This window comes from Comamonas sp. 23, from assembly GCF_049601575.1.
Classification (GTDB): Bacteria; Pseudomonadota; Gammaproteobacteria; order Burkholderiales; family Burkholderiaceae_C; genus Comamonas; species Comamonas squillarum.
The window spans coordinates 4,268,176-4,292,961 of sequence record NZ_CP187127.1 but is presented as its reverse complement, the minus strand read 5'-3'; the positions used below and the strand labels follow the sequence as shown (position 1 = coordinate 4,292,961).

Here is a 24,786-nt window from a genome sequence, read left to right as displayed (position 1 = left end):
CTTATTGCCAGCTGCCGATGTCGGCATTGTTGCCTTCACCACCGGCCTGGCCATCGGCGCCAAAGCTCATCACATCGACTTCGCCTTTGACGCCGGGGTTCAGGTACTGGTAGGGGTGGCCCCAGGGGTCATTGGGCAGCTTTTCCAGATAGGGCTTCCAGTTCATCGGCGCGGGGCCGCTGCTGGGGCGGTTGATCAGCGCGGCCAGGCCCTGCTCGGCGGTGGGGTAGCGCTGGTTGTCCAGGCGGTAGCGCTTGAGCGCACCACTGATGTTGGTGATGTCGGTGCGCGCTGCGGTCACGCGCGCTTCGTCGGCAGCGCCAATCACATTGGGCACGATCAGCGCGGCCAGCACGCCGATGATGACCAGCACCACCATCAGCTCGATCAGGGTAAAGCCGCGCTGGATATTGGCTTGGATGCGGCGTGCAGCCGACTGCGGGCGGAAGGAAAACATCATGCTCTCAGGTCAAAGGGGGTCAAAGTGGTGAAACTGACATCTGGGTGCATCATAATCTGCGAATGGTGACACTATCACGCAACCCCTGGTCTCCTCGGCTGGCGGCCGGCCTTTTGTGGGCTGGCGCTGCGGCATTGGCGGTGTTCTGGGGGCTCAAGCTGTCGGCGCCACGCCAGGTGCTGTTGGCCCCGCAGGCCGGTGGCCCCGCCCAGGTGCAGGTCGATGGCGCTGCGATGGCGCGGCTCTTTGGTGTGCAGGATGGCGCGCCCGTTGCGGCGCCCGCTGCCCCGACCCGCTGGCGCCTGCTGGGCGTGATGGTGGGCAAGGACAGCGGTGGCGGCGCGGCCGTCATCGCCGTGGATGACCAGCCTGCGAAGGTGTTCCGCGTGGGCACGGTCGTGGCCGATGGCCTGGTGCTGCAGGCCTTGCGCAGCGATGCGCCCCGTGCCGTGAGCCTGGGCGCCGGTGTCGATGGCCCGGCAGCTGTGACGATCAACCTGCCGGCCTTGCGCCCAGTGGATACGGTGGCTGCGCCGATCCCGGCCACTGTGCCCAATGCCCAGAATGCCCCAAATGCCGTGGCTGCGGCACCGCAAGGCGCTGCCCCCGTACCCGCTGCCGCACCGAATGTGGACCGCAGCACCGGTTCCTTGCGCGACTGATCGCCGGCGCTTTACGTAAAAGTTTGTTGGGGGCGGCCTGAAGCGGCTCTCAGGCCTCGCCGAACAGCGGCAATCGGAGCCATTCCCCATACGTGAGCTTGACCGAGGGCCAGTCCTTGGCCAGCGGTAGCCTTTGGCCCCGGGTCAGCAGCCAATGCGCGCATTGCGCAACACCTGCGTGGCTGATCCACAGCACGGGCTGGCCGGTGTCCAGCGCCTGTTGGCGCGCGGCATCCAGCGCACGCGCCACGCGCGCCATCATCGTGGCCAGCGCCTCACCACCGCCTGGTGCATAGGCCATAAAGTCAGCGGTCCAGGCCTGCATCTCTTCGCGGGCGATGCCGTCCCAGCGCTGGCCTTCCCAGGCACCAAAGTCCATTTCTGCCAGATCGTCGCAGGCGCGCAGCGCGAATGCCGGTGCCTGCGCCTGCAAGGCGGTGGCCAGCTGGCTGCAGCGCTGCAGTGGCGAATGCCAGACGGTGCCGGCCGGCAGTGCCTCAGCCGCCCAGGCACTTTGCAGGGCCAGTGCGGCGGCAGCGGTGGCCTTGTCATCGGCGGCGATGTTGGTGCGGCCGTAGCAGATGCCCGGCGCCACCAGGGGCTGGGCATGGCGCTGCAGCCACAGTGCGCTCATGCCACAGCCTTGGCCAACCACAGGCCTGCGGGGCCCAGCGACAGCGCCGCGCCCAGGTAGAACGCCATCTCGCTGACCTGCTCGGCAGCGCCCAGGCCATCACCGGTAAAGCCTTGCAGGCGGCGCTGCAGCCACTGGCGCATCCACAGCGCAGCGGCGGCGCTGAGCACCAGCGCCAGCAGCAAGACCACCCAGCCTTGGCTGAGACCCAGCAGCAAGGCGGCGGGCAGCGACCAGAGCAGGCAGCAGGCCAGGCCTTGGCGGCTGATAAAGGCAGCCAAAGGCTTGCTTTTGGACGAGGCGCTGTCGCCCACATGGGGCAGGCTGCGCACGACAAACATGGGCCATAGCCGGGCAATGACATGGGCGGCCACCAAGCTCGCCATGGCCAGCGCCAGGCTATGGCTGGCCAGCAGCGCGATGAGGGCCGTCTTGCTGAGCACGGCCAGCACCATCGCCATCGCGCCATAGGCGCCGATGCGCGAGTCCTTCATGATCTCCAGCGCGCGCTGGCGCTCGTGGCTGCCGCCCAGGCCATCGACCACATCGCTCAAGCCATCCTCATGGAAGCAGCCGGTGAGCAGCACGGTGGCCAAGGTGCTGAGCACGGCGGCGACCAGCGGGCTGTAGGCGTTGCCAGCTGGCAGCAGCAGGCTGCCAGCGGCGAGCACCCCGGCGGCCACCAGGCCCACGATCCAGCCCACGCCGGGGAAGTGGCCGGCGCTGGCGCGCAGCATCTCGGGGCTGTAGCCCACCCAGTCGCCCAGCTTGCCGGTGACCGGGATGCGGGTGAAAAACTGCACCGCGAGCAGAAAATGGCGCAAGGCTTGCATGCTGCGGCTGGGCCCGTTTGGCGTTAGGCCTGCAGGAACAGCTTGTAGGCCGGGTTCTGGGTCTCTTCGATCCAGGGGTAGCCCAGGTTGTTCAAGAACTGCTCAAAGCTGTGCGAGTCTTCCTGGGGCACCTGCATGCCCACGAGGATGCGGCCGTAGTCTGCGCCCTGGTTGCGGTAGTGGAACAGCGAGATGTTCCAGTTCGGCGCCATCAGGCTCAGGAACTTGAAAAGCGCGCCGGGCCGCTCGGGGAAGATAAAGCGCAGCAGGCGCTCGTCCTGCGCGAGCTGCGAGCGCCCGCCCACCATGTGGCGCACATGCTCCTTGGCCAGCTCGTCAAAGGTCAAATCCAGCGCTTCAAAGCCGTTCTTCTGGAAGTTGCGGCAGATTTTTTCCGACTCACCCTTGCTGTTGGTCGAGATGCCGACAAAGACATGGGCGCGCCGGTCATCGCTGATGCGGTAGTTGAACTCGGTCACGCTGCGTGCGCCACCGGGCAGGTTGCCGATGACTTCGCAAAAACGCTTGAAGCTGCCGCGCTCTTCGGGGATGGTCACGGCAAACAGCGCTTCCTTTTCCTCGCCCACATCAGCCCGCTCGGCGACAAAGCGCAGGCGGTCGAAGTTCATGTTGGCGCCGCTCAGGATGGCGGCATAGGTCTCGCCCTTGGTCTTGTTCTTGGCAACGTATTGCTTGATACCGGCCACGGCCAGCGCGCCCGAGGGCTCGACGATGGAGCGGGTGTCGACAAAGATATCCTTGATCGCGGCGCAGACGGCATCGGTGTCGACGGTGATGTATTCATCGACCAGGCCATGGGCGACGCGGAAGGTCTCCTCGCCCACCAGCTTGACGGCCGTGCCATCGGCAAACAGGCCCACATCGTTCAGTGCCACGCGCTTGCCTTCGCGGGCCGACTGGATCATCGCGTCCGAGTCGTTCATCTGCACGCCGATGACCTTGATCTCGGGCCGCACTGCCTTGATGTAGTTGGCAACACCTGCAATCAGGCCGCCGCCACCAATCGCGACAAAGACCGCGTTCAGCGGCGATGAGCCGATTTTCTGCACCTGGCGCATGATCTCCATCGCAATCGTGCCCTGGCCGGCGATCACGTCCGGGTCATCAAAGGGGTGGACAAAGGTGAGGTTCTGTTCCTTTTGCAGCTTGAGCGAGTGCTCATAGGCATCGCTGAAGCTCTCGCCGGCCAGCACCACCTCGCCCCCCAGGCCCTTGACGGCATCGATCTTGAGCTGCGGCGTGGTGGTGGGCATCACGATCACGGCGCGGGTGCCCATGCGGCTGGCCGACAGCGCGACACCCTGGGCATGGTTGCCAGCCGATGCACAGATCACGCCGGCCTTGAGCTGCTCGGCCGTCAGGTGGGCCATCTTGTTGTAGGCGCCGCGCAGCTTGAAGCTGAACACCGGCTGCTGGTCTTCGCGCTTGAGCAGCACCTTGTTGTGCAGGCGGCGGCTGAGGTTCTTGGCCGAGTCCAGGCTGGATTCAATGGCCACGTCATAGACACGCGCAGTGAGGATTTTCTTCAGGTAATCGGCCGGCGTCAGCGCGGCTGCAGTCTTGGAGGGCATAGGGATGCACGCTAGAGAAAGGAGGCAACGAGAAGGTAGCGCATGCGGATGGCGCGCCTGGTTGATGTGCCAGCCAGCAGGGCATGCGCGGGTGGCGGCATGGGCGGGGTGGCGAACATCAGGTGATCGAGAGACCGATGCACTATAACCGCTGGCATTCACTGGAGCGGACCGGCGGTGGAATTGCGCCGGCGCCGGGCAGAAAAAAAGCCCCTGATGTGAATCAGGGGCTTGAAACCACCATTTGAGAGGTGGAGGAGACAACTTGCAAGCTGCATCCCGCAGTGGGGGCTTTCGCCTGGCTGTGGAGCAGCAGATGAGTCCAAGTATAGCGATGTTTCTGCTGCGTTGCAGCAAAATAATGCCCGCAACCATTTTTTTTCCCAATGCTGTTGATAGACAGCAACAAGTGGCAGGGGAGAGGGCAGATCTGCCACACTGGTGGCGTTTGATTTTTGGAGTCTTGCAATGGAATGCACGGTAACGTGGACGGGCGCGAGCGGCGCCCGCTCGGGAATGGGCTTTGTCGCAGAAACGGGCAGCGGCCACGTGGTGGCCATGGATGGCGCGCCTGATGCGGCCAATCCTGCCAACGGCGGCCAGAATCTCGCCGCCCGCCCGATGGAGCTGCTGCTGGCCGGCACCGGCGGCTGCACCGCCTATGACGTGGTGCTGATCCTCAAGCGCGGCCGCCACGATGTGAAAAACTGCACTGTGGCGCTGAAGGCTGAGCGCGCCGACACCGAACCCAAGGTCTTCACCAAGATCCATATGCAGTTCACCGTCACCGGCAAGGGCATCCCCGCAGCGGCGGTGGAGCGTGCGATTGCGATGAGCCATGAGAAATACTGCTCGGCCAGCATCATGCTGAGCAAGACGGCCGAGATCACCACGGGGTTTGACCTGGTGGAAGCCTAAGCACGGGCGTAGACCTCCCGCAATGCCCAGGTGGCCATTGTGCGGGATGTCAACCTGACTGGAAGTTCGATGCAAAAAAGGCGACAATTGACGCCTTATATGAATCAATCTCTGATTGCCTTGTTGCTGCCGGAGTACCGGCGACGTGTCCTGGGGTTGCTGCTGCTGCACCCTGATGCACAGCTGCACGGGCGAGAAATTGCCAGGCGCACGGGGCTGCCGGCAGGCACCATCACCAGAGAGCTTGGCAAGCTGACATCGGCGGGCCTGTTGCAATGAGAAAAACGGGGCAACCAACAGCTGTACCGCGCAGACTGGAGCTGCCCCGTTTATACAGAGCTGGCCCGTATTTTGCGCAAGACATCAGGCGTGGCAGATGTCTTCGCGACCGCCCTGGCACCTGTCGCCGACAAGATCGATGTGGCCTTTATCTATGGCTCTGTGGCGCGCGGGCAAGAGACTGCGGGCAGCGACATTGACCTGATGCTGGTCGGTACACTAGGCTTTGACGAGGCGGTGCATGTGCTGTGGCCGCTGCAAGCGGAGCTGGGCCGGGAGATCAATCCGCAGGTACTGGGCCAGCAAGAGTTCGCGGCGCGCGCCCAGGCGGCGTTCATGCGCGATGTGCTGTCCAAGCCCAAGATCTTTGTGATGGGGGGTGACGATGAGCTTGCAAAACTTAGTCGGCATCAGTCTTGAGACCGTGGAGCCCAACGCAGCAAGTGCAGTCTTTGCTGGCTGCGCCTGACCGCAATATTGCCGATGCGCACATTGCCGGCTTAAGTGAAGAAAACCAGTTTGATGCCGCCTACAAGGCCATCATGCAGTTGGCCATGCTGGGCCTGATGGCCAATGGCTACCGCACACTGAAGAGCAAGCCCGGCCACCACCAGACCGCCATCCAGACGCTTGCGCTCACCGTGCAGTGGCCCAGCGAGAAGATATGGCCGCTGGATGCCTTGCGCAAACAGCGCAATTTGACGGACTATTCGGGAGACTTGGTCTCCCAGGCGGCGGTAGGCAGCTGCCGGAGCAATGCGATGGCCTTGCTCGCCCATGTGCATGCCTGGCTGCTGGCGCAGCGGCCTCACTGGCTCGATTGAGTGCTTTTGCAGGCCACCTCTGAGGCAGCCTTTGCATGGGGTCCCCGTCCGGGCCCTATCTATCTCTCTATCTCTATATATGGTGCGCCGTCACGGTCATCACCTTGGAGGCGATCTTCATCAGCATCCGGGCGGGCAGGGGCACGGGCAAGGCGCCGGCGTCCACCGCAGCGGCCGCGTGGCGCTCCTCGTCGGCTTTCATCTGGCTGACGACAGCCCGCGATGGTGCGTCGTGTGCTGGCAACAGGTCCAGGTGGGACTGCAGGTGCAAGGACACCTGGTTTTCCGTCTCCTCGACAAAGCCCAGGCTGGCGCGGTCGCTGACCTTGGCGGCCACAGTGCCAATCACAAAAGCGCCGGCAAACCACAGTGGGTTAAGCAGGCTGGGGCGTTCGCCCAAATCCTGCAGGCGCTGGTGGGTCCAGGCCAGGTGGTCCATCTCCTCCTGGGCCGCTTCCAACAGGTGCTCGCGCAGATGCTCGTCGCGCGTGACCATGGCCTGGGCGGTGTAGAGCGCCTGCGCGCAGACTTCGCCCACGTGGTTGACCCGCATATAAGAAGCGGAGAGCTTCTTCTCCTCAGGGCTGAGGTCCGCCTCATCGATGCCCGCAGCGGGCGAGGGGTTGGCCGCACGGGGCGTGGCAAACAGGGTGCGCAGCGCAGTATCTGCTGCGCAAAGGAGTCGATCTTGCATAGGGTGCCATGCTAACCAGTAGAATACACCCCGCTGCAAACATGGCGAATCTCCTCTGGAGGGGCTTGTTTTGCAGCAAATTTTTGTCGAAAAATTGGACGGCGGCTGACATTCGTTAAACGTTGCACTCAAGCAACGATTTACAGCGAATAGGTCCTCAAGTGGGGGAATTTGTTTGCGCAACCGCCTGCGGTCTGTTGAAATAGAGAGAACTTCCACACTAGGAGGTTGGCGCGGGAGCAGGTAGAAGTTGTGCAGAACCGTGAGGCTGACATCAACCCCCCCGTACCAGCGCCGTCTGTTAAACCTTGGAGTAACTCGCAATGAAAAAATCTCTTGTTGCCTTGGCAGTGCTGGCCGCTTCCGGCGCCGCAATGGCTCAATCTTCCGTGACCCTGTTCGGTATCGTTGATGCTGGCGTGACCTACGCTAAGACCAGCGGTGGCGAAAGCAACTACGGTCTGACCAACTCCGGTAACGCCACCAGCCGTCTGGGCTTCCGCGGCGTGGAAGATCTGGGTGGCGGTCTGAAGGCTGGTTTCTGGCTGGAAGGCGCAATCCAGAACGACAGCGGTACCGCTTCCGGCGGCGGCGCTGCAGGTCCTGGCTTCGAGTTCAAGCGTCGTTCCACCGTGTCCCTGATGGGCAACTTCGGTGAAGTGCGTCTGGGTCGCGAACTGACCGCAGCTTACAACACCGTGTCTGGCTACGACGTGTTCGGCCAAGTCGGTATCGGCCAAAACTTCAGCTTCGGCAACGGCACCTACGGCTTCGGCGACCCAGTTCGCGTGGGCAACATGGTTTCGTACTACACCCCTAACATGTCCGGCTTCACCGCTGGCGTGAACTACGGCTTCGGCGAAACCGCTGGCGACAGCTCCGCTAAGCGTTACATCGGCGTGTCCGCTGGTTACAACAACGGCCCTCTGAGCGCCGGTATTGCTTACGACCAGCAAAACGATCCTACCGCCAGCTTCGAAAAGGCTCAAGGTCTGGGTCTGGGCGCTGCTTACAACTTCGGCGCTTTCAAGCTGTCGGGTCTGATCCGTCAAGTGCAAAGCACCCCAGTGGGTGGTGGCAGCAAGGCTAAGTTCCAGTCCGCTGGTCTGGGCGCAACCGCTGCTGTCGGCGCTGCTGGCGAAGCCCGTCTGGCTTACAACTACTACGACAACAAGGAAATCGAAGGCAAGGCTCACCAGCTGTCGCTGGGCTATGTCCACAACCTGTCGAAGCGCACCGCTCTGTACGGCACCTACGCTTTCCTGAAGAACCAGAAGAGCGAAACCATGAGCCTGTCGGCTAACGGCCTGGGCATCGACCCAGCCCGCGCCGGCAAGAACCAAAACGCTATCACCGTTGGTGTGCGTCACGCTTTCTAATGAATGGCTAGGGGTTCCTAGCTACTCAATCTGAAAAGCAAAAAGCCCGTCGAAAGACGGGCTTTTTTTATGCCTGCTCGCCGCTGCCCTGTCCAGGCGCTCGGCCTTGTTCTGGGTAGATGGGGTCACTGCAGCGGCGACAGCGGCTGCGCCCGCTCGTGTTATCAGCCTGTCAAAGGTCCCATCTTGAAGCCCCACGCCGTGGGAAGCGCGAGACCCGTTGTGCTTTCCTGCCGATGCGGCAGGAGCGCTGCGGCGCTGGCTTGTGGCAGGCTTGATACATACCGCATGCTGTATCGGCGCTGGTAGCCGCCAAGATGCGCCTGTATCGCTTTTTTGACATGTGGGAATGGAAGGGCAGGCGTGGTCTGGCAGGCAGCGCGTTTTCATAATTAGCAGATGAAGCCGTGTTTTGCCCGACAAAACACCTGCTTTTGCCGGTCACCTAACAGAAATAAACGCGACTCGGGAATATCCCCGCCCTGGGGGAAGCACCATGCGGAAGATCGATTCCTTGCGGCATAGTGAAGCACTACTATTCTGCGAGGACTTATGAAACAGCCTTCTCTTGCTCTGGTTGCGATAGCGGTAGCCACCGTTTTGTCAGCTGGCGTGGCCCAGGCCAAGCCCTTCAAGTGGGCCAGCCAGGCCGACGTTGCCAGCTGGGATATCCATGCGCAAAACAATGGCCTGCACAACGCCATTCATCCCTATGTCTACGAGACCCTGGTCACCTACAACAGCAAGACCTTTGCGGTCGAGCCGCTGCTGGCTACCTCGTGGAAGGAAGTCACCCCCAAACAGATGCGCTTTTCATTGCGCCAGGGTGTGAAGTTCCAGGATGGCTCGAACTTCACCGCCGATGATGCGGTGTTCTCGATCACCCGTGCGATGGCCAAGACCTCGAACTACGGCCCCTTTGTCCAGGGCATCGAGAAGGTCGTCAAGGTCGATGATGGCACCATCGATATCTTCATGGTGGACCCCAATCCCGTGCTGCTGCGCCAGATGACCGAGCTGCGCATGATGAGCAAGGCCTGGTCGGAGAAGAACAAGTCCACCGAGCCGATGGACATCAAGAAGTCCGACGAGAATTTTGCCCACCGCAATGCGATGGGCACCGGCCCGTTCATTCTGGAGTCCTGGCAGCCCGATGTGCGCATGGTGCTCAAGAAGAACCCCAACTGGTGGGGCCAGATGCCGGGCAATGTGACTTCGATCACCTACACCCCGATCAAATCGGCGCCGACCCGCATGGCGGCGCTGCTGTCCGGTGAAGTGGACATGGTGCTCGATCCAACGCCGCAAGACTTGAACCGCCTGCGCGCCAGCCCGGACCTGAAGATCCTTGAAGGCTTGGAGAACCGCACAATTTTCTTTGGCATGGACCAGTTCCGTGACGAGCTGCCCGGCTCCAGCGTCAAGGGCAAGAACCCGCTCAAGGACCAGAAGGTGCGCCAGGCGCTCTACCAGTCCATCGACATCCAGGCGATCACCAAGACCATCCTGCGCGGCCTGGGCAAGCCCACTGGCACCCTGGTGGCGCCCCAGGTCAATGGCTGGACCGAGACCGTGGGCCAGCGCCTGCCCTATGACCAGGACGCCGCCAAGAAGCTGCTCACGCAAGCGGGCTACCCCGATGGCTTCGAGGTCGACTTTGCCTGCCCCAACAACCGCTATATCAGCGACGAGGCGATCTGCCAGGCGGTCACCGCGATGTGGGCCAAGATCGGGGTCAAGGCCAAGCTGCGCACCTTGCCAATGGTCACCTACTTCCCGATGATCCAGCGCAACGAAGCGAGCATCTACATGCTCGGCTGGGGTGTGCCGACTTTCGATTCGCTCTACAGCCTGCAGTCACTGGTGCGCACCGTCGGCAAGGGCGGCGACGGAAACTACAATGTCGGCCGCTACAGCAACGAGCGCATGGATTATCTGGTGGACCGCGTGAAAACGGAAACCGACCAGCCCGTGCGCACCCGCATGCTGACCGAGGGTTTGCAGCTGTCCAACGACACGGTCTCGCACCTGCCGCTGTATGACCAGGTGATCCCCTGGGCGATGAAGAAGAACATCGACCTGGTGCACCGCGCAGACAACCGGGTGGACATCAAACTGGTGACGGTCCGTTAACCAACGGCGAGCGGTGCGCAGGCCGGCTGCCCGATGCGGCAGCCGGCCATTTCATAAAAAGCGAAAGAAGAATAGGCAGACAACACGGGTGCCAGGAACGCTCTGCAGAACCCTCACCAACTGGGTTTTGCAGAGAGTTCCTAGGGCACCTTCCCTCTGTTTGTCACGATGAGAGTCAGCCATGTTTGCATTCATATTGCGCCGATTGATACAGGCGGTGATCGTGATGATCGCCGTGGCGTTCATTTCCTTCATGTTGTTCCAGTATGTGGGTGACCCGGTCACCTTCTTGCTGGGCCAGGATGCCACCCCACAGCAGATTGCCGAGTTGCGCAGTGCGCTGGGGCTGGACAAACCGTTTTTCGTGCAGTTCTGGCACTTTTTGCTCAACGCTGCCCAGGGCGAATTCGGCATCAGCCTGCGCCAGGGTGCCAAGGTCTCGTCCCTGATTGCCGAGCGCTTCCCGGCGACCTTTGAGCTGGCTATGGTGGCTGCGTTGCTGGCCTTGGTCATCGGTGTGCCGATGGGCGTGTATGCCGCGCTGCGGCGCGGCAGCTTCATGAGCCAGGTGTTCATGACCTTGTCGCTGCTGGGTGTGTCCCTGCCCACCTTCCTGATCGGTATCTTGCTGATTTTGATCTTCTCGGTGCACCTGGGCTGGTTCCCGAGCTTTGGCCGTGGCACGACGATGCAGCTGGGCTTTTGGAGCACCGGCTTGCTGAGCGCCAAGGGCTGGCACCACATCATCTTGCCGGCCATCACCTTGGCCGTGTTCCAGCTCACGTTGATCATGCGCCTGGTGCGCGCCGAGATGCTGGAGGTGCTGCGCACCGACTACATCAAGTTCGCCAAGGCCCGGGGCCTGAGCAACCGTACGATCTACTTTGGCCACGCCCTCAAGAACACGCTGGTGCCGGTGATGACCATCACCGGTCTGCAGCTGGGCGGCCTGATTGCCTTTGCCATCATCACCGAGACGGTGTTCCAGTGGCCCGGCATGGGCCTGCTGTTCATCCAGGCGGTGACCTTTGCCGATATCCCGGTCATGGCCGCCTACCTGTGCCTGATTGCGCTGATTTTTGTGGTGATCAACCTGGTGGTCGATCTGTTGTATTTCGCTGTCGACCCGCGCCTGCGCGTCGAAAAATCGGGAGGGCACTGAGATGCCACGTCTGCCTTATAGCGCGAGCTCGCGCGCCTTTTCTCACCTGGCCCAGATCCATCCGGAGCTGACGGCCTTCCGCCGTGACCTGCATGCCAATCCGGAGCTGGGTTTTGAAGAAAAATACACCGCTGCTCGCGTGAGCGAGGCGTTGCGCCTGTGTGGTGTCGATGAGATCCACCAGGGCATCGGCAAGACCGGCGTGGTCGGTGTGATCCGTGGCCACAAGCACGGCAGCGGCCGCATGATCGGCCTGCGCGCCGATATGGATGCACTGCCGATCACCGAGCAGGGCAACTGCAGCTGGCGCTCGGGCAAGCAGGGGCTGATGCATGCCTGCGGCCATGATGGCCACACTGCGATGCTGGTGGGCGCGGCGCGCTATCTGGCCGAGACGCGCAATTTTGACGGCACCGCTGTGCTGATCTTCCAGCCCGGCGAGGAGGGCTATGCCGGCGCGCGCGAGATGATCCAGGATGGCCTGTTCGAGCGCTTCCCGGTCGATTCGGTCTATGCGATGCACAACTGGCCTGCGATGCGCCAGGGCATGATCGGCATCAACCCCGGCGCGATGATGGCCGCGGCCGACCGCATCCAGATCAATATCACGGGCAAGGGCGGCCACGGCGCCCATCCTTACCAGACCAATGATGTGGTGCTGGCGTCGGCACACCTGATTACGGCGATCCAGTCCATCGTCTCGCGCAATGTGCGTGCCATCGACTCGGCCGTCATCAGCATCTGCGCGCTGCAGTCGGGGGACCTGGCTGCGTTCAGCGTCACGCCGGGCTCGTCGACCTTGGTGGGCACGGTGCGCACCTTCAACCCCGATGTGCAGAACATGGTCGAGCGCCGCCTGGGCGAGCTGTGCCAGGCGCTGGGCCTGGCCTTTGGCGTGAACGCGCAGCTGCAGTACGAGCGCTCCTACCCGGCGACGATCAACACGGCCGAAGAAGCGGTGTTTGCCGGCGATGTGGCCTCTGACCTGGTGGGCGAAGCCCTGGTGGTGCGCAACATGGACCCGAGCATGGGCGCTGAGGATTTCTCCTTCATGCTGCAGCAAAAGCCCGGGGCCTATCTGCGCCTGGGCCAGGCCGTCGGTGACGACATCATTCCGCTGCACAACAACCGCTACGACTTCAATGACGATGTGCTGCCGCTGGGTGCGGCGCTGCACGCCGGCATTGTCGAGCGTGGCATGCCACTTGCTTTGGGCTAAAGCCTCCGCACCCGGCCCTTGCGGGCCGGACTTCAGAAAAGGGGAAAACGATGAAACACACGATGAGCAAGACCTTGTTGGTATCGATGTTGGCGGCCGCCTATGTTTGCGCCGGCGCGCAGACGGTGCGCATCGGTTCCCAGGGCGACGCCCTGTCCATGGATCCGCATTCCTTCAATGAGACGGTGCAGCTGAGTGTGACCGGCAATGTCTACGAGCCGCTGGCCGGCCGCAACAAGGACCTGAGCCTGCGCCCGGTGCTGGCCACCAAGTGGGAGCAGACCTCACCGACCGTCTGGCGCTTTACCTTGCGCAAGGGCGTGCAGTTCCATGATGGCACGCCGTTCACCGCCGATGATGTGGTGTTCTCGATGATGCGCACGCAGCTCGAAGGCTCGGACATGAAGTCCTACACCAACCCCATCAAGGAGACGCGCAAGGTCGATGACTACACGGTGGACATCGAGACCAAGGACCCGGCCCCGATCCTGCCGAGCATGATCTCGCAGGTCTACATCATGAGCAAGGCCTGGTCCGAGGCCAACAATGCCGTCAACCCGGTGGACCGCCGCAAGGGCATCGAGAACACCGCCTCGTTCAAGGCCAATGGCACCGGCCCCTACCGCGTGCGCGAGCGCCAGCCCAATGTGCGCACCGTCTTCAACCGCAGCGCCAACTACTGGGACAAGGTCGAAGGCAATGTGCAGGAAGTGGTCTACACGCCAGTGGCCAATGATGCGACCCGTGTGGCCGCGCTGCTGTCGGGCCAGGTCGATGTGATCGACCCGGTGCCGGTGCAGGATCTGGACCGTGTCGCCAATACCGGCGGCACCCGTGTGGTGTCCGGGCCTGAGCTGCGCGCCATCTTCATGGGCATGGACCAAAAGCGCGATGAGCTGCTGAACTCCAGCGTCAAGGGCAAGAACCCGTTCAAGGACAAGCGCGTGCGCCAGGCCTTCTACCAGGCCATCGATATCGAGGGCCTGCACAAACAGGTGATGCGCGGGGCCTCGGGCAATCTGGCCACCTTGATCGGCAAGGGCGTCAACGGCTACACCGACGACATCAAGCGCCTGCCCTACGACCCGGCTGCGGCCAAGAAACTGCTGAGCGAAGCGGGCTACCCCGATGGTTTCTCGCTGACCTTGAACTGCTCGAACGACCGCTATATCAACGACAGCCGCATCTGCCAGGCGGTATCGGCCAACCTGGCCAAGATCGGCGTCAAGGTGCAGCTCAATGCCGAGACCAAGGGCACCTATTTCCCGCGCATCATGCGCCATGAAACGGCCTTCTACATCCTGGGCTGGACGCCGTCGACCTACGACGCCCACAACCCGCTGCTGGCCTTGATGAACTGCAATGACGGCAAGGGTGCTGGCGCGTTCAACTACGGCAACTACTGCAATCCCAAGGTCGATGCCTTGACCCGCCAGGTGCAGTCGGAGACCGACACCACCAAGCGCAACCAGGCGATCCATGAGGCGCTGCAGACCGTGGCCGACGATGTGGGGTACCTGCCGCTGCACCAGCAGTTCATGAACTGGGGGGTGAGCAAGAACGTCGAGCTGGTGCAGATGGCCGATGGCTTCATGCCCTTCAAGTGGATGACCGTGAAGAAGTAAATGCCCCGGGCCGCTGCGCTGCAGCGGCTGGCGACTAGAGAGAGAAGATGACGATGAAAAACCGAATCAGGCGCTGGATGGACAGCGATGTGGGCTACAGCTTTCGCAATTCGCCCACAGCCATCGTGGCCGCCCTCATTGCGGCGGTCTGCGTGTTTTGCGCGCTGTTTGCCGGCTGGGTGGCGCCGCACAACCCCTTTGACCTGACCACGCTGGAGCTGAGCGATGCGCGCATCCCGCCGGTGTGGAGCGAAGAGGGCGGCTGGAAGTACATCCTGGGCACCGATGACCAGGGCCGCGACATTCTGTCGGCGCTGATGTATGGCGCGCGCATTTCGCTGATCGTGGGACTGGCCTCAGTGGCCCTGTCCGTGGTCGTCGGGGTGGGTCTGGGCCTGCTGGCTGGCTTCAAGGGTGGCTGGATCGATTCGGTGCTGATGCGCCTGTGCGATGTGATGCTGTCCTTCCCGGCCATCCTGGTCGCCTTGCTGATCGCCGGTGTGGGCCGCGCGGTGTTTCCCAATGCCAATGAATCGCTGGCCTTTGGCGTGCTGATCATCTCGATCTCGCTCACCGGCTGGGTGCAGTACGCACGCACGGTGCGCGGCTCGACGATGGTCGAGCGCAACAAGGAATATGTGCAGGCCGCCCGCGTCACCGGCGTGGCGCCGCTGCGCATCATGGTCAAGCATGTGCTGCCCAATGTGCTGGGCCCGGTCATGGTGCTGGCCACCATCCAGGTGGCCACAGCCATCATCACCGAGGCGACCCTGTCTTTCCTCGGCGTGGGCGCGCCGCCCACGTCGCCCTCGCTGGGCACCCTGATCCGCGTGGGCAATGACTACCTGTTCTCCGGCGAATGGTGGATCACGATCTTCCCGGGCCTGATGCTGGTGCTGATCGCGCTGTCGGTCAACCTGCTGGGCGACTGGCTGCGCGATGCGCTCAACCCGCGCCTGCGTTGATGGTGCGGACACAAGACGAACAAGGAACAACCACGATGTCATTGTTGGAAGTTAAAAATCTGGTGGTCGAGTTTCCCAATCGCTATGGTGTGCTGCGGGCGCTGGACAACATCTCCTTTTCCATCGCCCCCGGCGAGATCCTGGGCGTGGTCGGTGAATCGGGCGCGGGCAAGTCGCTGACGGGCGCGTCCATCATCGGCCTGCTCGAGCCGCCAGGCCATGTGGCCTCGGGCGAGATCGTGCTCGAAGGCGAACGCATCGACAACCTGTCCGCCGACAAGATGCGCCATATCCGGGGCCGCCGCATTGGCGCGATCTTCCAGGACCCGCTCACGTCGCTGAACCCGCTCTACACCGTGGGGCGCCAGCTGATCGAGACCATCCAGACCCACCTCAAGCTCTCGGCCTCGGAGGCGCGCCAGCGCGCGATCGAACTGCTCAAGGACACCGGCATTCCGGCAGCCGAAGAGCGGATTGACCACTTTCCGCACCAGTTCTCCGGCGGCATGCGCCAGCGCGTGGTGATTGCGCTGGCCCTGGCGGCCGAGCCCAAGCTGATCGTGGCCGACGAGCCCACGACGGCGCTCGACGTATCGATCCAGGCGCAGATCATCAGCCTGCTCAAGAACATCTGCCGCACCCGGGGTGCGGCGGTGATGCTGATCACCCATGACATGGGCGTGATTGCCGAGACCTGTGACCGGGTCGCGGTGATGTACGCCGGCCGTGTTGCGGAAATCGGCCCGGTGCATGAGGTGATCAACCACCCCGCGCACCCCTACACACGCGGCCTGATGGCGTCCATCCCCGATATGGAAGCCGACCGTGAGCGCCTGAACCAGATCGACGGCGCCATGCCCCGGCTCAATGCCATCCCCAAGGGCTGCGCCTTCAACCCGCGCTGCCCCCAGGTGTTTGACCGCTGCATGGAGCAGCGCCCCGAGCTGATGGCCGCGGGCGCCACCCAGGCCGCCTGCTGGCTGCATGCAGCCGATTACCAGCCCCAAGTGGCTGCCACCGAGGACACGGTATGAGCGAGATGGCAACCATGACGAACAAGGACACAGCAGCGCTGCAAGGCGCGGGCGACAAGCAGCCCCTGGTGCAGGCGCGTGACCTGGCCAAGACCTTTGATGTGTCGGCGCCCTGGCTCAACCGGGTGCTGGAGCGCAAGCCGCGCAGCCTGCTGCGCGCCGTCGATGGCGTGAGCTTTGACATAGAAAAGGGCAAGACCCTGGCCTTGGTGGGCGAGTCCGGCTGCGGCAAGAGCACGGTGGCGCGCCTGTTGGTGGGCCTGTACGGCCCCACGCGCGGCACCTTCACCTTCGATGGCCAGGACGCGCATGCCGCATTCCGCGACCCGAATGCGCGTGCGATGCGCCGCCGCGTGCAGATGATCTTCCAGGATCCCTATGCCAGCCTGAACCCGCGCTGGTCGGTCGAGCAGATCATTGGCGAGCCGCTCAAGGAGCATGGCCTGATCACCAACACCGAGCAGCTCAAGGCGCGCGTGGCCGAGCTGCTGGTGCAGGTGGGCCTGGCGCCGATGGACATGATCAAGTACCCGCACCAGTTCTCGGGCGGGCAGCGCCAGCGCATCTCCATCGCCCGCGCACTGGCGACCGAGCCGGAGTTCCTGGTCTGCGACGAGCCCACCTCGGCGCTCGATGTGTCGGTGCAGGCCCAGGTGCTCAACATCATGAAGGACCTGCAGAAAAAGCGCGGTCTGACCTACCTGTTCATCTCGCACAACCTGGCCGTCGTGCGCCATGTCAGCGACCAGGTGGGGGTCATGTATCTGGGTAGGCTGGTAGAGCTGGCCGATAAGCAAACCCTGTTTGCCAAGCCGCGCCACCCCTACACGCGCATGCTGCTCGATGCCATCCCGAAGATGCACGACACCGGCAAGGCGCGCACCCCCGTGCAGGGCGAGGTGCCCAATCCACTGAACCCTCCCACCGGCTGCGCTTTCAACCCGCGCTGCCCGCTGGCCAATGAACGCTGCCGCAGCGAGCGTCCACAGCTGCTCGACGATGGCGGCGTGAAGGTGGCCTGCCATGCGGTGCAAGAGGGGCGCATCCCCGTTGTGTGATGCACTGGCGACCGCCTGCGCTGTGCGCGGGCAGCCCTCCAAACCGGCGTCCTGGACGCCGGTTTTTTCTTGGAGCGGATGCCTTGACAAGCCCCTTGGCTATTACAGAAAGTCACACCTACGTCATCTGGCGGACAAACCATAGAGCTCTTTGTCAAAACGGAGAGAGCAGAAATGGTTGCATTGTCAGTGCGAGAGGGTGCACGTCAGGTGATGGTTTGGACCGTGTGCGGCGTGGCAGCCGCCGTGTTGATGGCTTGCGGTGGAGGCGGCTCCAGCGACAACGACAGCGAAAAAGACGATGTGCTGACGATCCTGCACATCAACGACCACCATTCCACCTTGGCCAGCAAGACGGCGACGCTGCAGTTGCCGGTGGACGGCAAGACCACGGCCGTCACCGTGGACGCCGCAGGTTTCCCCCGCGTGACGGCCGCCATCGAAGCGATCGCTGCGCAGTCGACCCATGTGCTCAAGCTGCACGCCGGTGATGCGGTGACCGGTACCTTGTACTTCAACCGCGCAGGCGCCGATGGCGAGGCCGACATGGCCATGCTCAATACCGTGTGCTTTGATGCCTACACCTTGGGCAACCACGAGTTCGACAAGGGCGACACGGGCCTCAAGGGCATCCTCGATCGCCTCAAGAACGGCAAATGCACGACCCCGGTGCTGAGCGCGAACGTGCAGTTCGGTGCCAGCTCGGCGCTGAACCCCAGCCGCGCACCGAACATGGTCTCGCCCTCCACCGTGGTCGAGCGTGGCGGCCAGAAGATCGGCATCGTCGGCCTGACCATTGCGCAAAAGACCAAGGCCTCGTCCAGCCCGGACAAGGACACCTTGTTCGAAGACGAAGCCCTGGCGGCCCAGCGTGAGATCGACAAGCTGCAGGCCCAAGGCGTCAAGCGCATTGTGCTGCTCAGCCACATCGGCTACGACAACGACCGCACCCTCGCCAAAAAGCTGCGCGGTGTGGATGTGATCGTCGGCGGTGACTCGCACACGCTGCTGGGCCCGGATGCGATGAAGACCATTGGCGTGGGCACGCCAGGCGGCGCCTACCCCACCAACACCACCGACCTCGACGGCAAGCCCGTCTGTATCGTGCAGGCCTGGGAATACTCGCAGGTCGTCGGTGAGCTCAAGGTCAAGTTCGACAAGGACGGCGTGGTCAGCCAGTGCGAAGGCACGCCACACGTGCTGATCGGCGATGACTTCAAGATCGCAGGCACTGCCGCGACTGAAGCGCAGCGCACGTCCATCATCAGCAGCGTGAACGCCGCCGGCTTCCTGCGCATCACGTCGCCGTCTGCCCAGGCGGCCGCCGTGCTCAAGCCTTTCACCGAAAAGGTCGCCAGCTTCAACGTGACCAAGGTGGCCTATGCCCCGCAAGAGCTGTGCTCGCGCCGGGTGCCGGGCGGCGAAGGCAGCACCGACTACAGCCGCTCCAGCGCGGCCTGCAATGCCGAAGGCAGCGTCAGCCTGCGCGGTGGCGATATCCAGCAGCTGGTGGCCCAGTCCTACCTGGAAGTGGCCAACGCGCACTACGGCGGTGCCGACATCTCGCTGCAAAGCGGCGGTGGCGTGCGCATTCCGCTCAATGGTGAAGTGACCGCGGCCAATGCGATCCAGGTGCTGCCGTTTGGCAACATGCTGTTCCGCCTGGATGTGACCGGCGCGGAAGTCAAGGGCATGCTTGAAGACGGCCTGGAAGCTGTCTACGGCGCAGGCGGCTCGACGGGCCCTTACCCCTACACCGGCGGCATGCGCTTTGATGTGAATGCCAAGGCCGCCTTTGGCAGCCGTGTCACCGGCATCGAAGTGCGCGACACCACCAGCGGCCAATGGACTGCGCTGGACCAGGGCAAGACCTATCGCCTCTTTGTACTGAGCTTCAACGCCAACGGCGGTGACGGCTACAAGACCTTGGCCTCGGTGCCAGCAGCGCGCCGCCTCGATATCGGCGTGCTCGATGCCGATGTGTTCTTCAACTACATCGAATCGCAGCCCAAGGATGCCACCACCGGTCTGCCAGCGCTCAAGCGCCTGTCCACCGACCTGTACAGCACCAAGAGCTTTGTGGATGTGCGTTAAACACTGACGCCGCATGACGAAGGGCAGCCTAGGCTGCCCCATTTTTCGTTCCGGCCAGGCAAAAACGCCGTCAGGTATAGCGCTTGGCGTGCAGGTTGTCCTTCATCTGCTGCAGCACCGGCTGCAGCGGCTCGCCGATGCGCAGCGCCACGCTGGTGGCCAGCACATCGAGAATCAAGAGGTGCAGCAGGCGCGAAACCATGGGGCTGTAGCGGTCATAGCCTTCGGGGTGGTCGGCGGCCAGGTGGATATTGGCCGCGCGTGCCAGCGGCGAGCCGCTGGCGGTGATGACAATCGTCGTGGCGCCATTGCGCTTGGCAATGTCGGTGGCATCCATCAGGTCGCGCGTGCGGCCGGAGTTGGAGATAACGATAGCGCAGTCGCCCGCACCCAGCATGGTGGCGCTCATCACCTGCATATGGCCGTCGCTGGTCGCCAAACTGGTAACGCCCAGGCGGAAAAACTTGTGCTGCCCATCCTGCGCGACGATGCCGGAATTGCCCACGCCATAGAACTCGATGCGCTTGCCCGCCTGCCAGGTCGCCACGATGGCGCTGGACGCGGCCTCCAGCGCCGTGGTGCTGGCAGCATTGCGGTAGGCCAGAAAGGCCGCGACCGAGTTGTCCACCACCTTGACCAGCACATCGCTGGTCTTGTCATCGGCATCGACACTGCGGTGGATAAAAGGCACGCCTTCGCTGACGCTGCCAGCGAGCTTGAGCTTGAAATCGGCCAGGCCGTCATAGCCCATGCTGCGGCAAAAGCGCACCACGGTGGGCTTGCTGACATGGGCGAGCTCGGCCAGCTCGCGCACCGGGCGCGAGGCAAAGGCGCGCGGGTCGGCCAGCACCAGGCGGGCCACGCGCTGCTCGGCCGGTGCCAGCGAGGGGAGAGAAGCGGTGATGCGGTCTAGCATGGGGATCCCTTGTGGGTGGTAGCGGTGCTCAAAACTCTTCCATCCAGCTGTGGCCGTCGCGCGCGACCAGTGCGCTGGCAGCGCCCGGGCCCCAATGTCCGGCCACATAGGGGCGCGGGCTTTCGCCGCGGGCATTGGCCTGCTGCCAGGTCTCCAGAATCGGCTCCACCCACTGCCAAGCGGCCTCCTGCTCGTCGGCACGCACAAACAGGTTCAGGCGCCCAGCGATCACGTCGAGCAGCAGGCGCTCGTAGGCGCCCACGCGCTCGGTGCCAAAGCGCTGGTCAAAGTCCAGATCCAGCGCGGCGGGCGACAAGGTCTGCACACCGCCGGTATCGGCCTGGCTTTGCGCAGCAGCCATCAGCTGCAGGGTCAGGCCATCCTTGGGCTGCAGGTGGATGGTGAGGCGGTTGGCCGCGCCCAGTGGCGTGCGGTAGATGGCATGGGGCACCTGGCGGAAATGCACGACGATCGAGGCCTCGCGCCCGGCCAGGCGCTTGCCGGTGCGGATGAAAAACGGCACGCCGGCCCAGCGCCAGTTGCTGATCTCGGTGCGCAGCGCCACAAAGGTCTCGGTCTGGCTGGTGGGCGAGACGCCTTCTTCCTGGCGGTAGCCCGGCACCGGCTTGCCGGCAATCTGGCCGGCCGCATACTGGCCGCGCACCACGTCGCGGCTCACCGTCTCCGGCGTCCAGCGCTTGAGCGACTGCAGCACCTTGAGCTTTTCATTGCGGATCGCATCGGCGTCAGCGCTGATGGGCGGCTCCATGCCAATGGCGCAGAGCAGCTGCAGCGCATGGTTTTGCACCATGTCGCGCAGCGCGCCGGTACTTTCGTAGAACTCGCCGCGCTTTTCCACGCCCAGCTGCTCGGCCATCGTGATCTCGATGCTGGCGATGTTCTCGCGCCGCCACAATGGCTCAAAGATGGCATTGCCAAAACGCAGCGCCAGCAGGTTCTGGACCGAGGGCTTGCCCAGGTAGTGGTCGATGCGGAAGATCTGCGCCTCGGAAAACACCTCGCGCACCGCTGCGTTGATCGCGCGGTTCGAGGGCAGGTCATGGCCCAGCGGTTTTTCCAGCACCACGCGGGTGCGCTCGGTGGCCAGGCCCGCTGCGCCCAGCTGCTCGCAGACGGTGGTGAACAGCGAGGGAGCGGTGGCCAGGTACATCACCACGGTGTCGGCATCGCGCGCCTGCAGCAGCGCGCGCAGCGCGGCATAGTCGGCCGGTTGCGACAGGTCCATGCGCAGGTAGTGCAGGTGCTGGGCAAAGCGGGCAAATTCCGCGTCGCTGGGCCGCTTGTCGGCCTCGACCTCGGCCAGCCGCTGGGCGATCAGCGCGCGGTACTCGTCGTCACTCATTGCCCCTCGGCCCACGCCGATGATGCGCCCGCCCGCAGGCAGGCTGCCGTGGCGGAAAGATTGAAACAGCGCGGGCAGCAATTTGCGCCAGGCCAGATCGCCGGTGCCGCCAAATAAAACCAGATCAAAACGCATGAAACTTCCTGAACATCAAGGCAGGGATTAATGTAACTCAGTTTCATGTTCGGGGAGAAGACGTAGAATGCATCCACCCCTCAACCGCACATAAGTTCGGTTAAGCTTGAGCGCCCCCCGTGTTGGCTGCAACGCGTAGGGGCAGACAAGCACGGCTAACCGGATATGGACCAAGAGCAGACCATGAACCAACTCGATGCACTCAAAGCGCTGACCACGGTGGTGGCAGATACCGGTGACTTTCACCAGCTGGCGCAGTTCCAGCCGCAAGACGCGACGACCAACCCGTCCCTGATCCTCAAGGCTGTGCAGAAGGCCGAATACGCGCCGCTGCTGACGGAGACCGTGCAAAAGTTCCGCGGCAAGCCGCTCGATGAGGTGATGGACCGCCTGCTGGTGCGCTTTGGCGCCGAGATCCTGTCCATCATCCCGGGCCGTGTGTCGACCGAGGTCGATGCCCGCCTGTCATTCGACACAGACGCGACAGTGGCCCGTGCCCAGCGCATCATCGCGCTGTACGAGGCCGAGGGCGTGCACATCGACCGCGTGCTGATCAAGATCGCCTCCACCTGGGAAGGCATCCAGGCGGCCAAGGCGCTGGAAGCGCAGGGCATCCACACCAACCTGACCTTGCTGTTCGCCCAGTGCCAGGCCATCGCCTGCGGCCAGGCCCAGGTGCAGCTGATCTCGCCGTTTGTCGGCCGTATCTACGACTGGTACAAAAAGCAGGCTGGCAGCAACTGGGACGAAGCTGCGATGGCCGGTGCCAACGACCCGGGTGTGAAATCGGTCAAGGCCATATTCGATTACTACAAGCATTTCGGCATCACGACCGAAGTGATGGGCGCAAGCTTCCGCAATATCGGCCAGGTCACCGCGCTGGCGGGCTGCGATCTGCTGACCATCTCGCCCGAGCTGCTGGCCCAGTTGGCCGCCGCTGACGCACCGCTGCAGCCCGCGCTGAACGCCGAAGCGGCCAAGGCGCTGTCGCTGGAGCATGTGCAGTATGACGAGGCGGGCTTTCGCTTTGCACTGAACGAAGACGCGATGGCCACCGAGAAGCTGGCCGAAGGCATCCGCGCTTTTGTCGCCGATGCCATCAAGCTCGACAAGTTGTTGCAATCGGCCTGATCGGGTGGCTGCCAGCCCGCCTGGCAGCCCCGTGCAGCCATTTACACTGCCCTATGAACCGAGAATGTGCGACACAGCGCAAGCGCTGCGATGAAACGCCCGCGTGGCAAGAACTGCAAAAATACTACGACGCTGAGGGCCGAGGCCAGGACCTGCGCGCGGCCTTTGCCGACGATGCGTCCCGACTGGACCAGTTCAGCCAGCAGGCGCCCCATCTGTTTGCCGACCTGTCCAAGAACCTGATCGACCGCCACAGCCAGCAGCTTTTGCTGCAGCTGGCGCGCGACTGTGACCTGGAGAAGGCGCGCGATGCGATGTTTGCTGGGGCAGAGGTCAATGCCTCCGAAGGCCGCGCCGCCATGCACTGGCTGCTGCGCCAGCCCGCCCAGGGCCTGGACAACTGGCTACCGGGCAGCTCCGCCGAGGTGCATGCGGCGCTGGCCGATGTGCACAGCAGCCTGGCCCAGATGCTGGCGCTGGCCGAGCAGGTGCGTGCCAACCCGCAGATCACCGACATCGTCAACATCGGCATTGGTGGCTCGGACCTGGGCCCGGCCATGGTGGTCAATGCGCTGGAGGACTGGCGCATTGCCGGCAAGCGCTTCCACTTTGTCTCGAATGTGGACGGGCATGAGCTGGGCCATGTGCTGGCGCAGACCCGGCCCGAGAGCACCTTGTTCCTGGTCGCATCCAAGTCTTTCACGACCCTGGAGACCATGGTCAACGCGCATTCGGCGCGCGACTGGTTCATTGCGCAAGGCGGCAGCGAGGACCGCAGCGCCGCGCTGTCGATCTCCAAGCACTTCTGGGCGCTGACCACCAACACCGAGGCGGCCGCTGCCTTTGGCATCGACACCACGCTGGGCTTTTGGGACTGGGTCGGTGGCCGCTACTCGCTGTGGTCGGTGATCGGCCTGCCGATTGCGATTGCGGTGGGGGCCGAGTCCTTCCGTGCGCTGCTGCAGGGCGCGCATGACATGGATGTGCACTTCAAGACCGCGCCGCTGGCGCAGAACCTGCCGGTGCGCCTGGGCCTGCTCGATGTCTGGTACCGCAACTTCCACGGCTTTGCCACACGCTGTGTAGCGCCCTACAGCCATGGTCTGCGCCGGCTGTCGGCCTATTTGCAGCAGCTGGAGATGGAGAGCAACGGCAAGGGCCGGGATGTAGACAACCAGCCGCTGCCCTATGCAACGTCGCCGGTGGTCTGGGGCGAGCCCGGCACCAATGGCCAGCACGCCTTTTTCCAGATGATCCACCAGGGCCGCGATGTGATCCCGGTGGAGTTCATCGCCGCGCGCGAGGGCGGCAAGAACCTGGCCAGCCACCAGAACAACCTGGTGATCAATGCGATTGCGCAGGCGCAGGCGCTGCTGGTGGGCCGCACCGAAGAGCAAGGCCCCAAGTACTGCCCGGGCAACCGCCCCAGCAGCTTCTTGCTGATGGACAAGCTCACCCCCACCTCGCTGGGCGCGCTGATTGCTCTGTACGAGCACCGCGTGTTTGTCAGCGGTGCCCTTTGGGGCATCAACAGCTTTGACCAGTGGGGCGTGGAGCTGGGCAAGCAACTGGCCAAGGACCTGTTTGCGCGCCGCGACCAGGGTGACTGGCAGGGCGTGGATCCCTCGACCGTGGCGCTGGTGAGCCGGCTGGCGCCCTGACGCTGCTCGCCAGGC

The 24,786-nt window shown here is 63.5% G+C and carries 23 protein-coding genes; 16 read left to right on the top strand and 7 right to left on the bottom strand.

Annotation, left to right across the window (positions count from 1 at the left end; translation table 11 throughout):
* Position 1: 1 nt before the first annotated feature.
* Positions 2 to 457 carry a type II secretion system major pseudopilin GspG gene (gene gspG / locus ACPEE1_RS19380; RefSeq protein ID WP_182345023.1) on the bottom strand — a complete coding sequence of 152 codons (456 nt, stop codon included), beginning with the start codon at positions 455 to 457 and terminating at the stop codon, positions 2 to 4.
* Between the two features lie 65 nt (positions 458 to 522).
* On the opposite strand from gspG, the gene ACPEE1_RS19375 reads away from it, so the two are divergent.
* Positions 523 to 1,122 (top strand): type II secretion system protein N, encoded by a 600-nt coding sequence (locus ACPEE1_RS19375; protein WP_182345024.1) that lies wholly within the window; start codon positions 523 to 525, stop codon positions 1,120 to 1,122.
* A gap of 49 nt (positions 1,123 to 1,171) precedes the next feature.
* On the opposite strand, the gene ACPEE1_RS19370 is transcribed toward ACPEE1_RS19375, so the two are convergent.
* From ACPEE1_RS19370 to ilvA, 3 genes are read right to left on the bottom strand one after another with little or no spacing between them, the layout of a single operon-like run.
* Complete coding sequence (locus ACPEE1_RS19370; protein ID WP_182345025.1) at positions 1,172 to 1,756, bottom strand: histidine phosphatase family protein; 585 nt, start codon at positions 1,754 to 1,756, stop codon at positions 1,172 to 1,174.
* Positions 1,753 to 2,589 (bottom strand): adenosylcobinamide-GDP ribazoletransferase, encoded by an 837-nt coding sequence (gene cobS / locus ACPEE1_RS19365; protein ID WP_182345026.1) that lies wholly within the window; start codon positions 2,587 to 2,589, stop codon positions 1,753 to 1,755. Before cobS ends, ACPEE1_RS19370 begins: the two co-directional genes overlap by 4 nt.
* Positions 2,590 to 2,612: 23 nt before the next feature.
* A complete protein-coding gene (ilvA, locus tag ACPEE1_RS19360; RefSeq protein ID WP_182345027.1) occupies positions 2,613 to 4,181 on the bottom strand; it encodes a threonine ammonia-lyase, biosynthetic in 1,569 nt (522 codons plus the stop codon).
* A 468-nt stretch (positions 4,182 to 4,649) separates the two neighbouring features.
* Here ilvA and ACPEE1_RS19355 point away from each other — a divergent pair, with 468 nt between their 5' ends.
* From ACPEE1_RS19355 to ACPEE1_RS19340, 4 genes are all read left to right on the top strand, one after another.
* Positions 4,650 to 5,099, top strand: a complete 450-nt coding sequence (locus ACPEE1_RS19355) for an OsmC family protein (protein WP_116924567.1) — start codon at positions 4,650 to 4,652, stop codon at positions 5,097 to 5,099.
* Between the two features lie 99 nt (positions 5,100 to 5,198).
* The gene (locus tag ACPEE1_RS19350) at positions 5,199 to 5,378 is read left to right on the top strand and encodes a MarR family transcriptional regulator (RefSeq protein ID WP_232539531.1); all 180 of its coding nucleotides are present in this window, start codon (positions 5,199 to 5,201) and stop codon (positions 5,376 to 5,378) included.
* A gap of 90 nt (positions 5,379 to 5,468) precedes the next feature.
* Positions 5,469 to 5,798, top strand: a complete 330-nt coding sequence (locus ACPEE1_RS19345) for a nucleotidyltransferase domain-containing protein (protein ID WP_232539532.1) — start codon at positions 5,469 to 5,471, stop codon at positions 5,796 to 5,798.
* 23 nt (positions 5,799 to 5,821) lie between these two features.
* Positions 5,822 to 6,202, top strand: a complete 381-nt coding sequence (locus ACPEE1_RS19340; protein WP_232539533.1) for a DNA-binding protein — start codon at positions 5,822 to 5,824, stop codon at positions 6,200 to 6,202.
* Between the two features lie 73 nt (positions 6,203 to 6,275).
* On the opposite strand, the gene coq7 is transcribed toward ACPEE1_RS19340, so the two are convergent.
* Positions 6,276 to 6,896, bottom strand: a complete 621-nt coding sequence (gene coq7, locus ACPEE1_RS19335; RefSeq protein ID WP_116924568.1) for a 2-polyprenyl-3-methyl-6-methoxy-1,4-benzoquinone monooxygenase — start codon at positions 6,894 to 6,896, stop codon at positions 6,276 to 6,278.
* 323 nt (positions 6,897 to 7,219) lie between these two features.
* Here coq7 and ACPEE1_RS19330 point away from each other — a divergent pair, with 323 nt between their 5' ends.
* From ACPEE1_RS19330 to ACPEE1_RS19290, 9 genes are all read left to right on the top strand, one after another.
* Complete coding sequence (locus ACPEE1_RS19330; RefSeq protein WP_182345028.1) at positions 7,220 to 8,275, top strand: porin; 1,056 nt, start codon at positions 7,220 to 7,222, stop codon at positions 8,273 to 8,275.
* 552 nt (positions 8,276 to 8,827) lie between these two features.
* Entirely contained in the window at positions 8,828 to 10,408 is a 1,581-nt protein-coding gene (locus tag ACPEE1_RS19325; RefSeq protein ID WP_182345029.1) for an ABC transporter substrate-binding protein, read from the top strand.
* Positions 10,409 to 10,589: 181 nt separating this feature from the next.
* A complete protein-coding gene (locus ACPEE1_RS19320) occupies positions 10,590 to 11,570 on the top strand; it encodes an ABC transporter permease (protein ID WP_116924570.1) in 981 nt (326 codons plus the stop codon).
* Position 11,571: 1 nt separating this feature from the next.
* A complete protein-coding gene (locus ACPEE1_RS19315; RefSeq protein WP_021025744.1) occupies positions 11,572 to 12,789 on the top strand; it encodes a M20 aminoacylase family protein in 1,218 nt (405 codons plus the stop codon).
* A 50-nt stretch (positions 12,790 to 12,839) separates the two neighbouring features.
* A complete protein-coding gene (locus ACPEE1_RS19310; RefSeq protein WP_116924571.1) occupies positions 12,840 to 14,414 on the top strand; it encodes an ABC transporter substrate-binding protein in 1,575 nt (524 codons plus the stop codon).
* Between the two features lie 53 nt (positions 14,415 to 14,467).
* The gene (locus tag ACPEE1_RS19305; protein ID WP_116924572.1) at positions 14,468 to 15,379 is read left to right on the top strand and encodes an ABC transporter permease; all 912 of its coding nucleotides are present in this window, start codon (positions 14,468 to 14,470) and stop codon (positions 15,377 to 15,379) included.
* Between the two features lie 35 nt (positions 15,380 to 15,414).
* Entirely contained in the window at positions 15,415 to 16,413 is a 999-nt protein-coding gene (locus ACPEE1_RS19300) for an ABC transporter ATP-binding protein (protein WP_182345031.1), read from the top strand.
* A 5-nt stretch (positions 16,414 to 16,418) separates the two neighbouring features.
* Positions 16,419 to 17,471 (top strand): ABC transporter ATP-binding protein, encoded by a 1,053-nt coding sequence (locus ACPEE1_RS19295; protein WP_232539649.1) that lies wholly within the window; start codon positions 16,419 to 16,421, stop codon positions 17,469 to 17,471.
* Between the two features lie 213 nt (positions 17,472 to 17,684).
* Positions 17,685 to 19,565, top strand: a complete 1,881-nt coding sequence (locus ACPEE1_RS19290; protein ID WP_232539650.1) for a bifunctional metallophosphatase/5'-nucleotidase — start codon at positions 17,685 to 17,687, stop codon at positions 19,563 to 19,565.
* Positions 19,566 to 19,635: 70 nt separating this feature from the next.
* Here the strand turns inward: ACPEE1_RS19290 and ACPEE1_RS19285 are convergent, their stop codons facing one another.
* Positions 19,636 to 20,481, bottom strand: a complete 846-nt coding sequence (locus tag ACPEE1_RS19285) for a MurR/RpiR family transcriptional regulator (protein ID WP_116924574.1) — start codon at positions 20,479 to 20,481, stop codon at positions 19,636 to 19,638.
* Positions 20,482 to 20,509: 28 nt separating this feature from the next.
* A complete protein-coding gene (zwf, locus tag ACPEE1_RS19280; RefSeq protein WP_116924575.1) occupies positions 20,510 to 21,979 on the bottom strand; it encodes a glucose-6-phosphate dehydrogenase in 1,470 nt (489 codons plus the stop codon).
* 183 nt (positions 21,980 to 22,162) lie between these two features.
* Here zwf and tal point away from each other — a divergent pair, with 183 nt between their 5' ends.
* Both tal and pgi read left to right on the top strand, forming a co-directional pair.
* Positions 22,163 to 23,110 carry a transaldolase gene (gene tal / locus ACPEE1_RS19275; protein ID WP_116924891.1) on the top strand — a complete coding sequence of 316 codons (948 nt, stop codon included), beginning with the start codon at positions 22,163 to 22,165 and terminating at the stop codon, positions 23,108 to 23,110.
* Positions 23,111 to 23,163: 53 nt separating this feature from the next.
* Positions 23,164 to 24,771 carry a glucose-6-phosphate isomerase gene (pgi, locus tag ACPEE1_RS19270; protein WP_423934468.1) on the top strand — a complete coding sequence of 536 codons (1,608 nt, stop codon included), beginning with the start codon at positions 23,164 to 23,166 and terminating at the stop codon, positions 24,769 to 24,771.
* Positions 24,772 to 24,786: the final 15 nt, after the last annotated feature.

What these genes read in the sequence shown, in the direction of transcription:
- gspG (WP_182345023.1), bottom strand. Translation starts at nt 457, where the DNA reads ATGTTTTCCTTCCGCCCGCAGTCGGCTGCACGCCGCATCCAAGCCAAT.
- ACPEE1_RS19375 (WP_182345024.1), top strand. Translation starts at nt 523, where the DNA reads ATGGTGACACTATCACGCAACCCCTGGTCTCCTCGGCTGGCGGCCGGC.
- ACPEE1_RS19370 (WP_182345025.1), bottom strand. Translation starts at nt 1,756, where the DNA reads ATGAGCGCACTGTGGCTGCAGCGCCATGCCCAGCCCCTGGTGGCGCCG.
- cobS (WP_182345026.1), bottom strand. Translation starts at nt 2,589, where the DNA reads ATGCAAGCCTTGCGCCATTTTCTGCTCGCGGTGCAGTTTTTCACCCGC.
- ilvA (WP_182345027.1), bottom strand. Translation starts at nt 4,181, where the DNA reads ATGCCCTCCAAGACTGCAGCCGCGCTGACGCCGGCCGATTACCTGAAG.
- ACPEE1_RS19355 (WP_116924567.1), top strand. Translation starts at nt 4,650, where the DNA reads ATGGAATGCACGGTAACGTGGACGGGCGCGAGCGGCGCCCGCTCGGGA.
- ACPEE1_RS19350 (WP_232539531.1), top strand. Translation starts at nt 5,199, where the DNA reads ATGAATCAATCTCTGATTGCCTTGTTGCTGCCGGAGTACCGGCGACGT.
- coq7 (WP_116924568.1), bottom strand. Translation starts at nt 6,896, where the DNA reads ATGCAAGATCGACTCCTTTGCGCAGCAGATACTGCGCTGCGCACCCTG.
- ACPEE1_RS19330 (WP_182345028.1), top strand. Translation starts at nt 7,220, where the DNA reads ATGAAAAAATCTCTTGTTGCCTTGGCAGTGCTGGCCGCTTCCGGCGCC.
- ACPEE1_RS19325 (WP_182345029.1), top strand. Translation starts at nt 8,828, where the DNA reads ATGAAACAGCCTTCTCTTGCTCTGGTTGCGATAGCGGTAGCCACCGTT.
- ACPEE1_RS19320 (WP_116924570.1), top strand. Translation starts at nt 10,590, where the DNA reads ATGTTTGCATTCATATTGCGCCGATTGATACAGGCGGTGATCGTGATG.
- ACPEE1_RS19315 (WP_021025744.1), top strand. Translation starts at nt 11,572, where the DNA reads ATGCCACGTCTGCCTTATAGCGCGAGCTCGCGCGCCTTTTCTCACCTG.
- ACPEE1_RS19310 (WP_116924571.1), top strand. Translation starts at nt 12,840, where the DNA reads ATGAAACACACGATGAGCAAGACCTTGTTGGTATCGATGTTGGCGGCC.
- ACPEE1_RS19305 (WP_116924572.1), top strand. Translation starts at nt 14,468, where the DNA reads ATGAAAAACCGAATCAGGCGCTGGATGGACAGCGATGTGGGCTACAGC.
- ACPEE1_RS19300 (WP_182345031.1), top strand. Translation starts at nt 15,415, where the DNA reads ATGTCATTGTTGGAAGTTAAAAATCTGGTGGTCGAGTTTCCCAATCGC.
- ACPEE1_RS19295 (WP_232539649.1), top strand. Translation starts at nt 16,419, where the DNA reads ATGGCAACCATGACGAACAAGGACACAGCAGCGCTGCAAGGCGCGGGC.
- ACPEE1_RS19290 (WP_232539650.1), top strand. Translation starts at nt 17,685, where the DNA reads ATGGTTTGGACCGTGTGCGGCGTGGCAGCCGCCGTGTTGATGGCTTGC.
- ACPEE1_RS19285 (WP_116924574.1), bottom strand. Translation starts at nt 20,481, where the DNA reads ATGCTAGACCGCATCACCGCTTCTCTCCCCTCGCTGGCACCGGCCGAG.
- zwf (WP_116924575.1), bottom strand. Translation starts at nt 21,979, where the DNA reads ATGCGTTTTGATCTGGTTTTATTTGGCGGCACCGGCGATCTGGCCTGG.
- tal (WP_116924891.1), top strand. Translation starts at nt 22,163, where the DNA reads ATGAACCAACTCGATGCACTCAAAGCGCTGACCACGGTGGTGGCAGAT.
- pgi (WP_423934468.1), top strand. Translation starts at nt 23,164, where the DNA reads ATGAACCGAGAATGTGCGACACAGCGCAAGCGCTGCGATGAAACGCCC.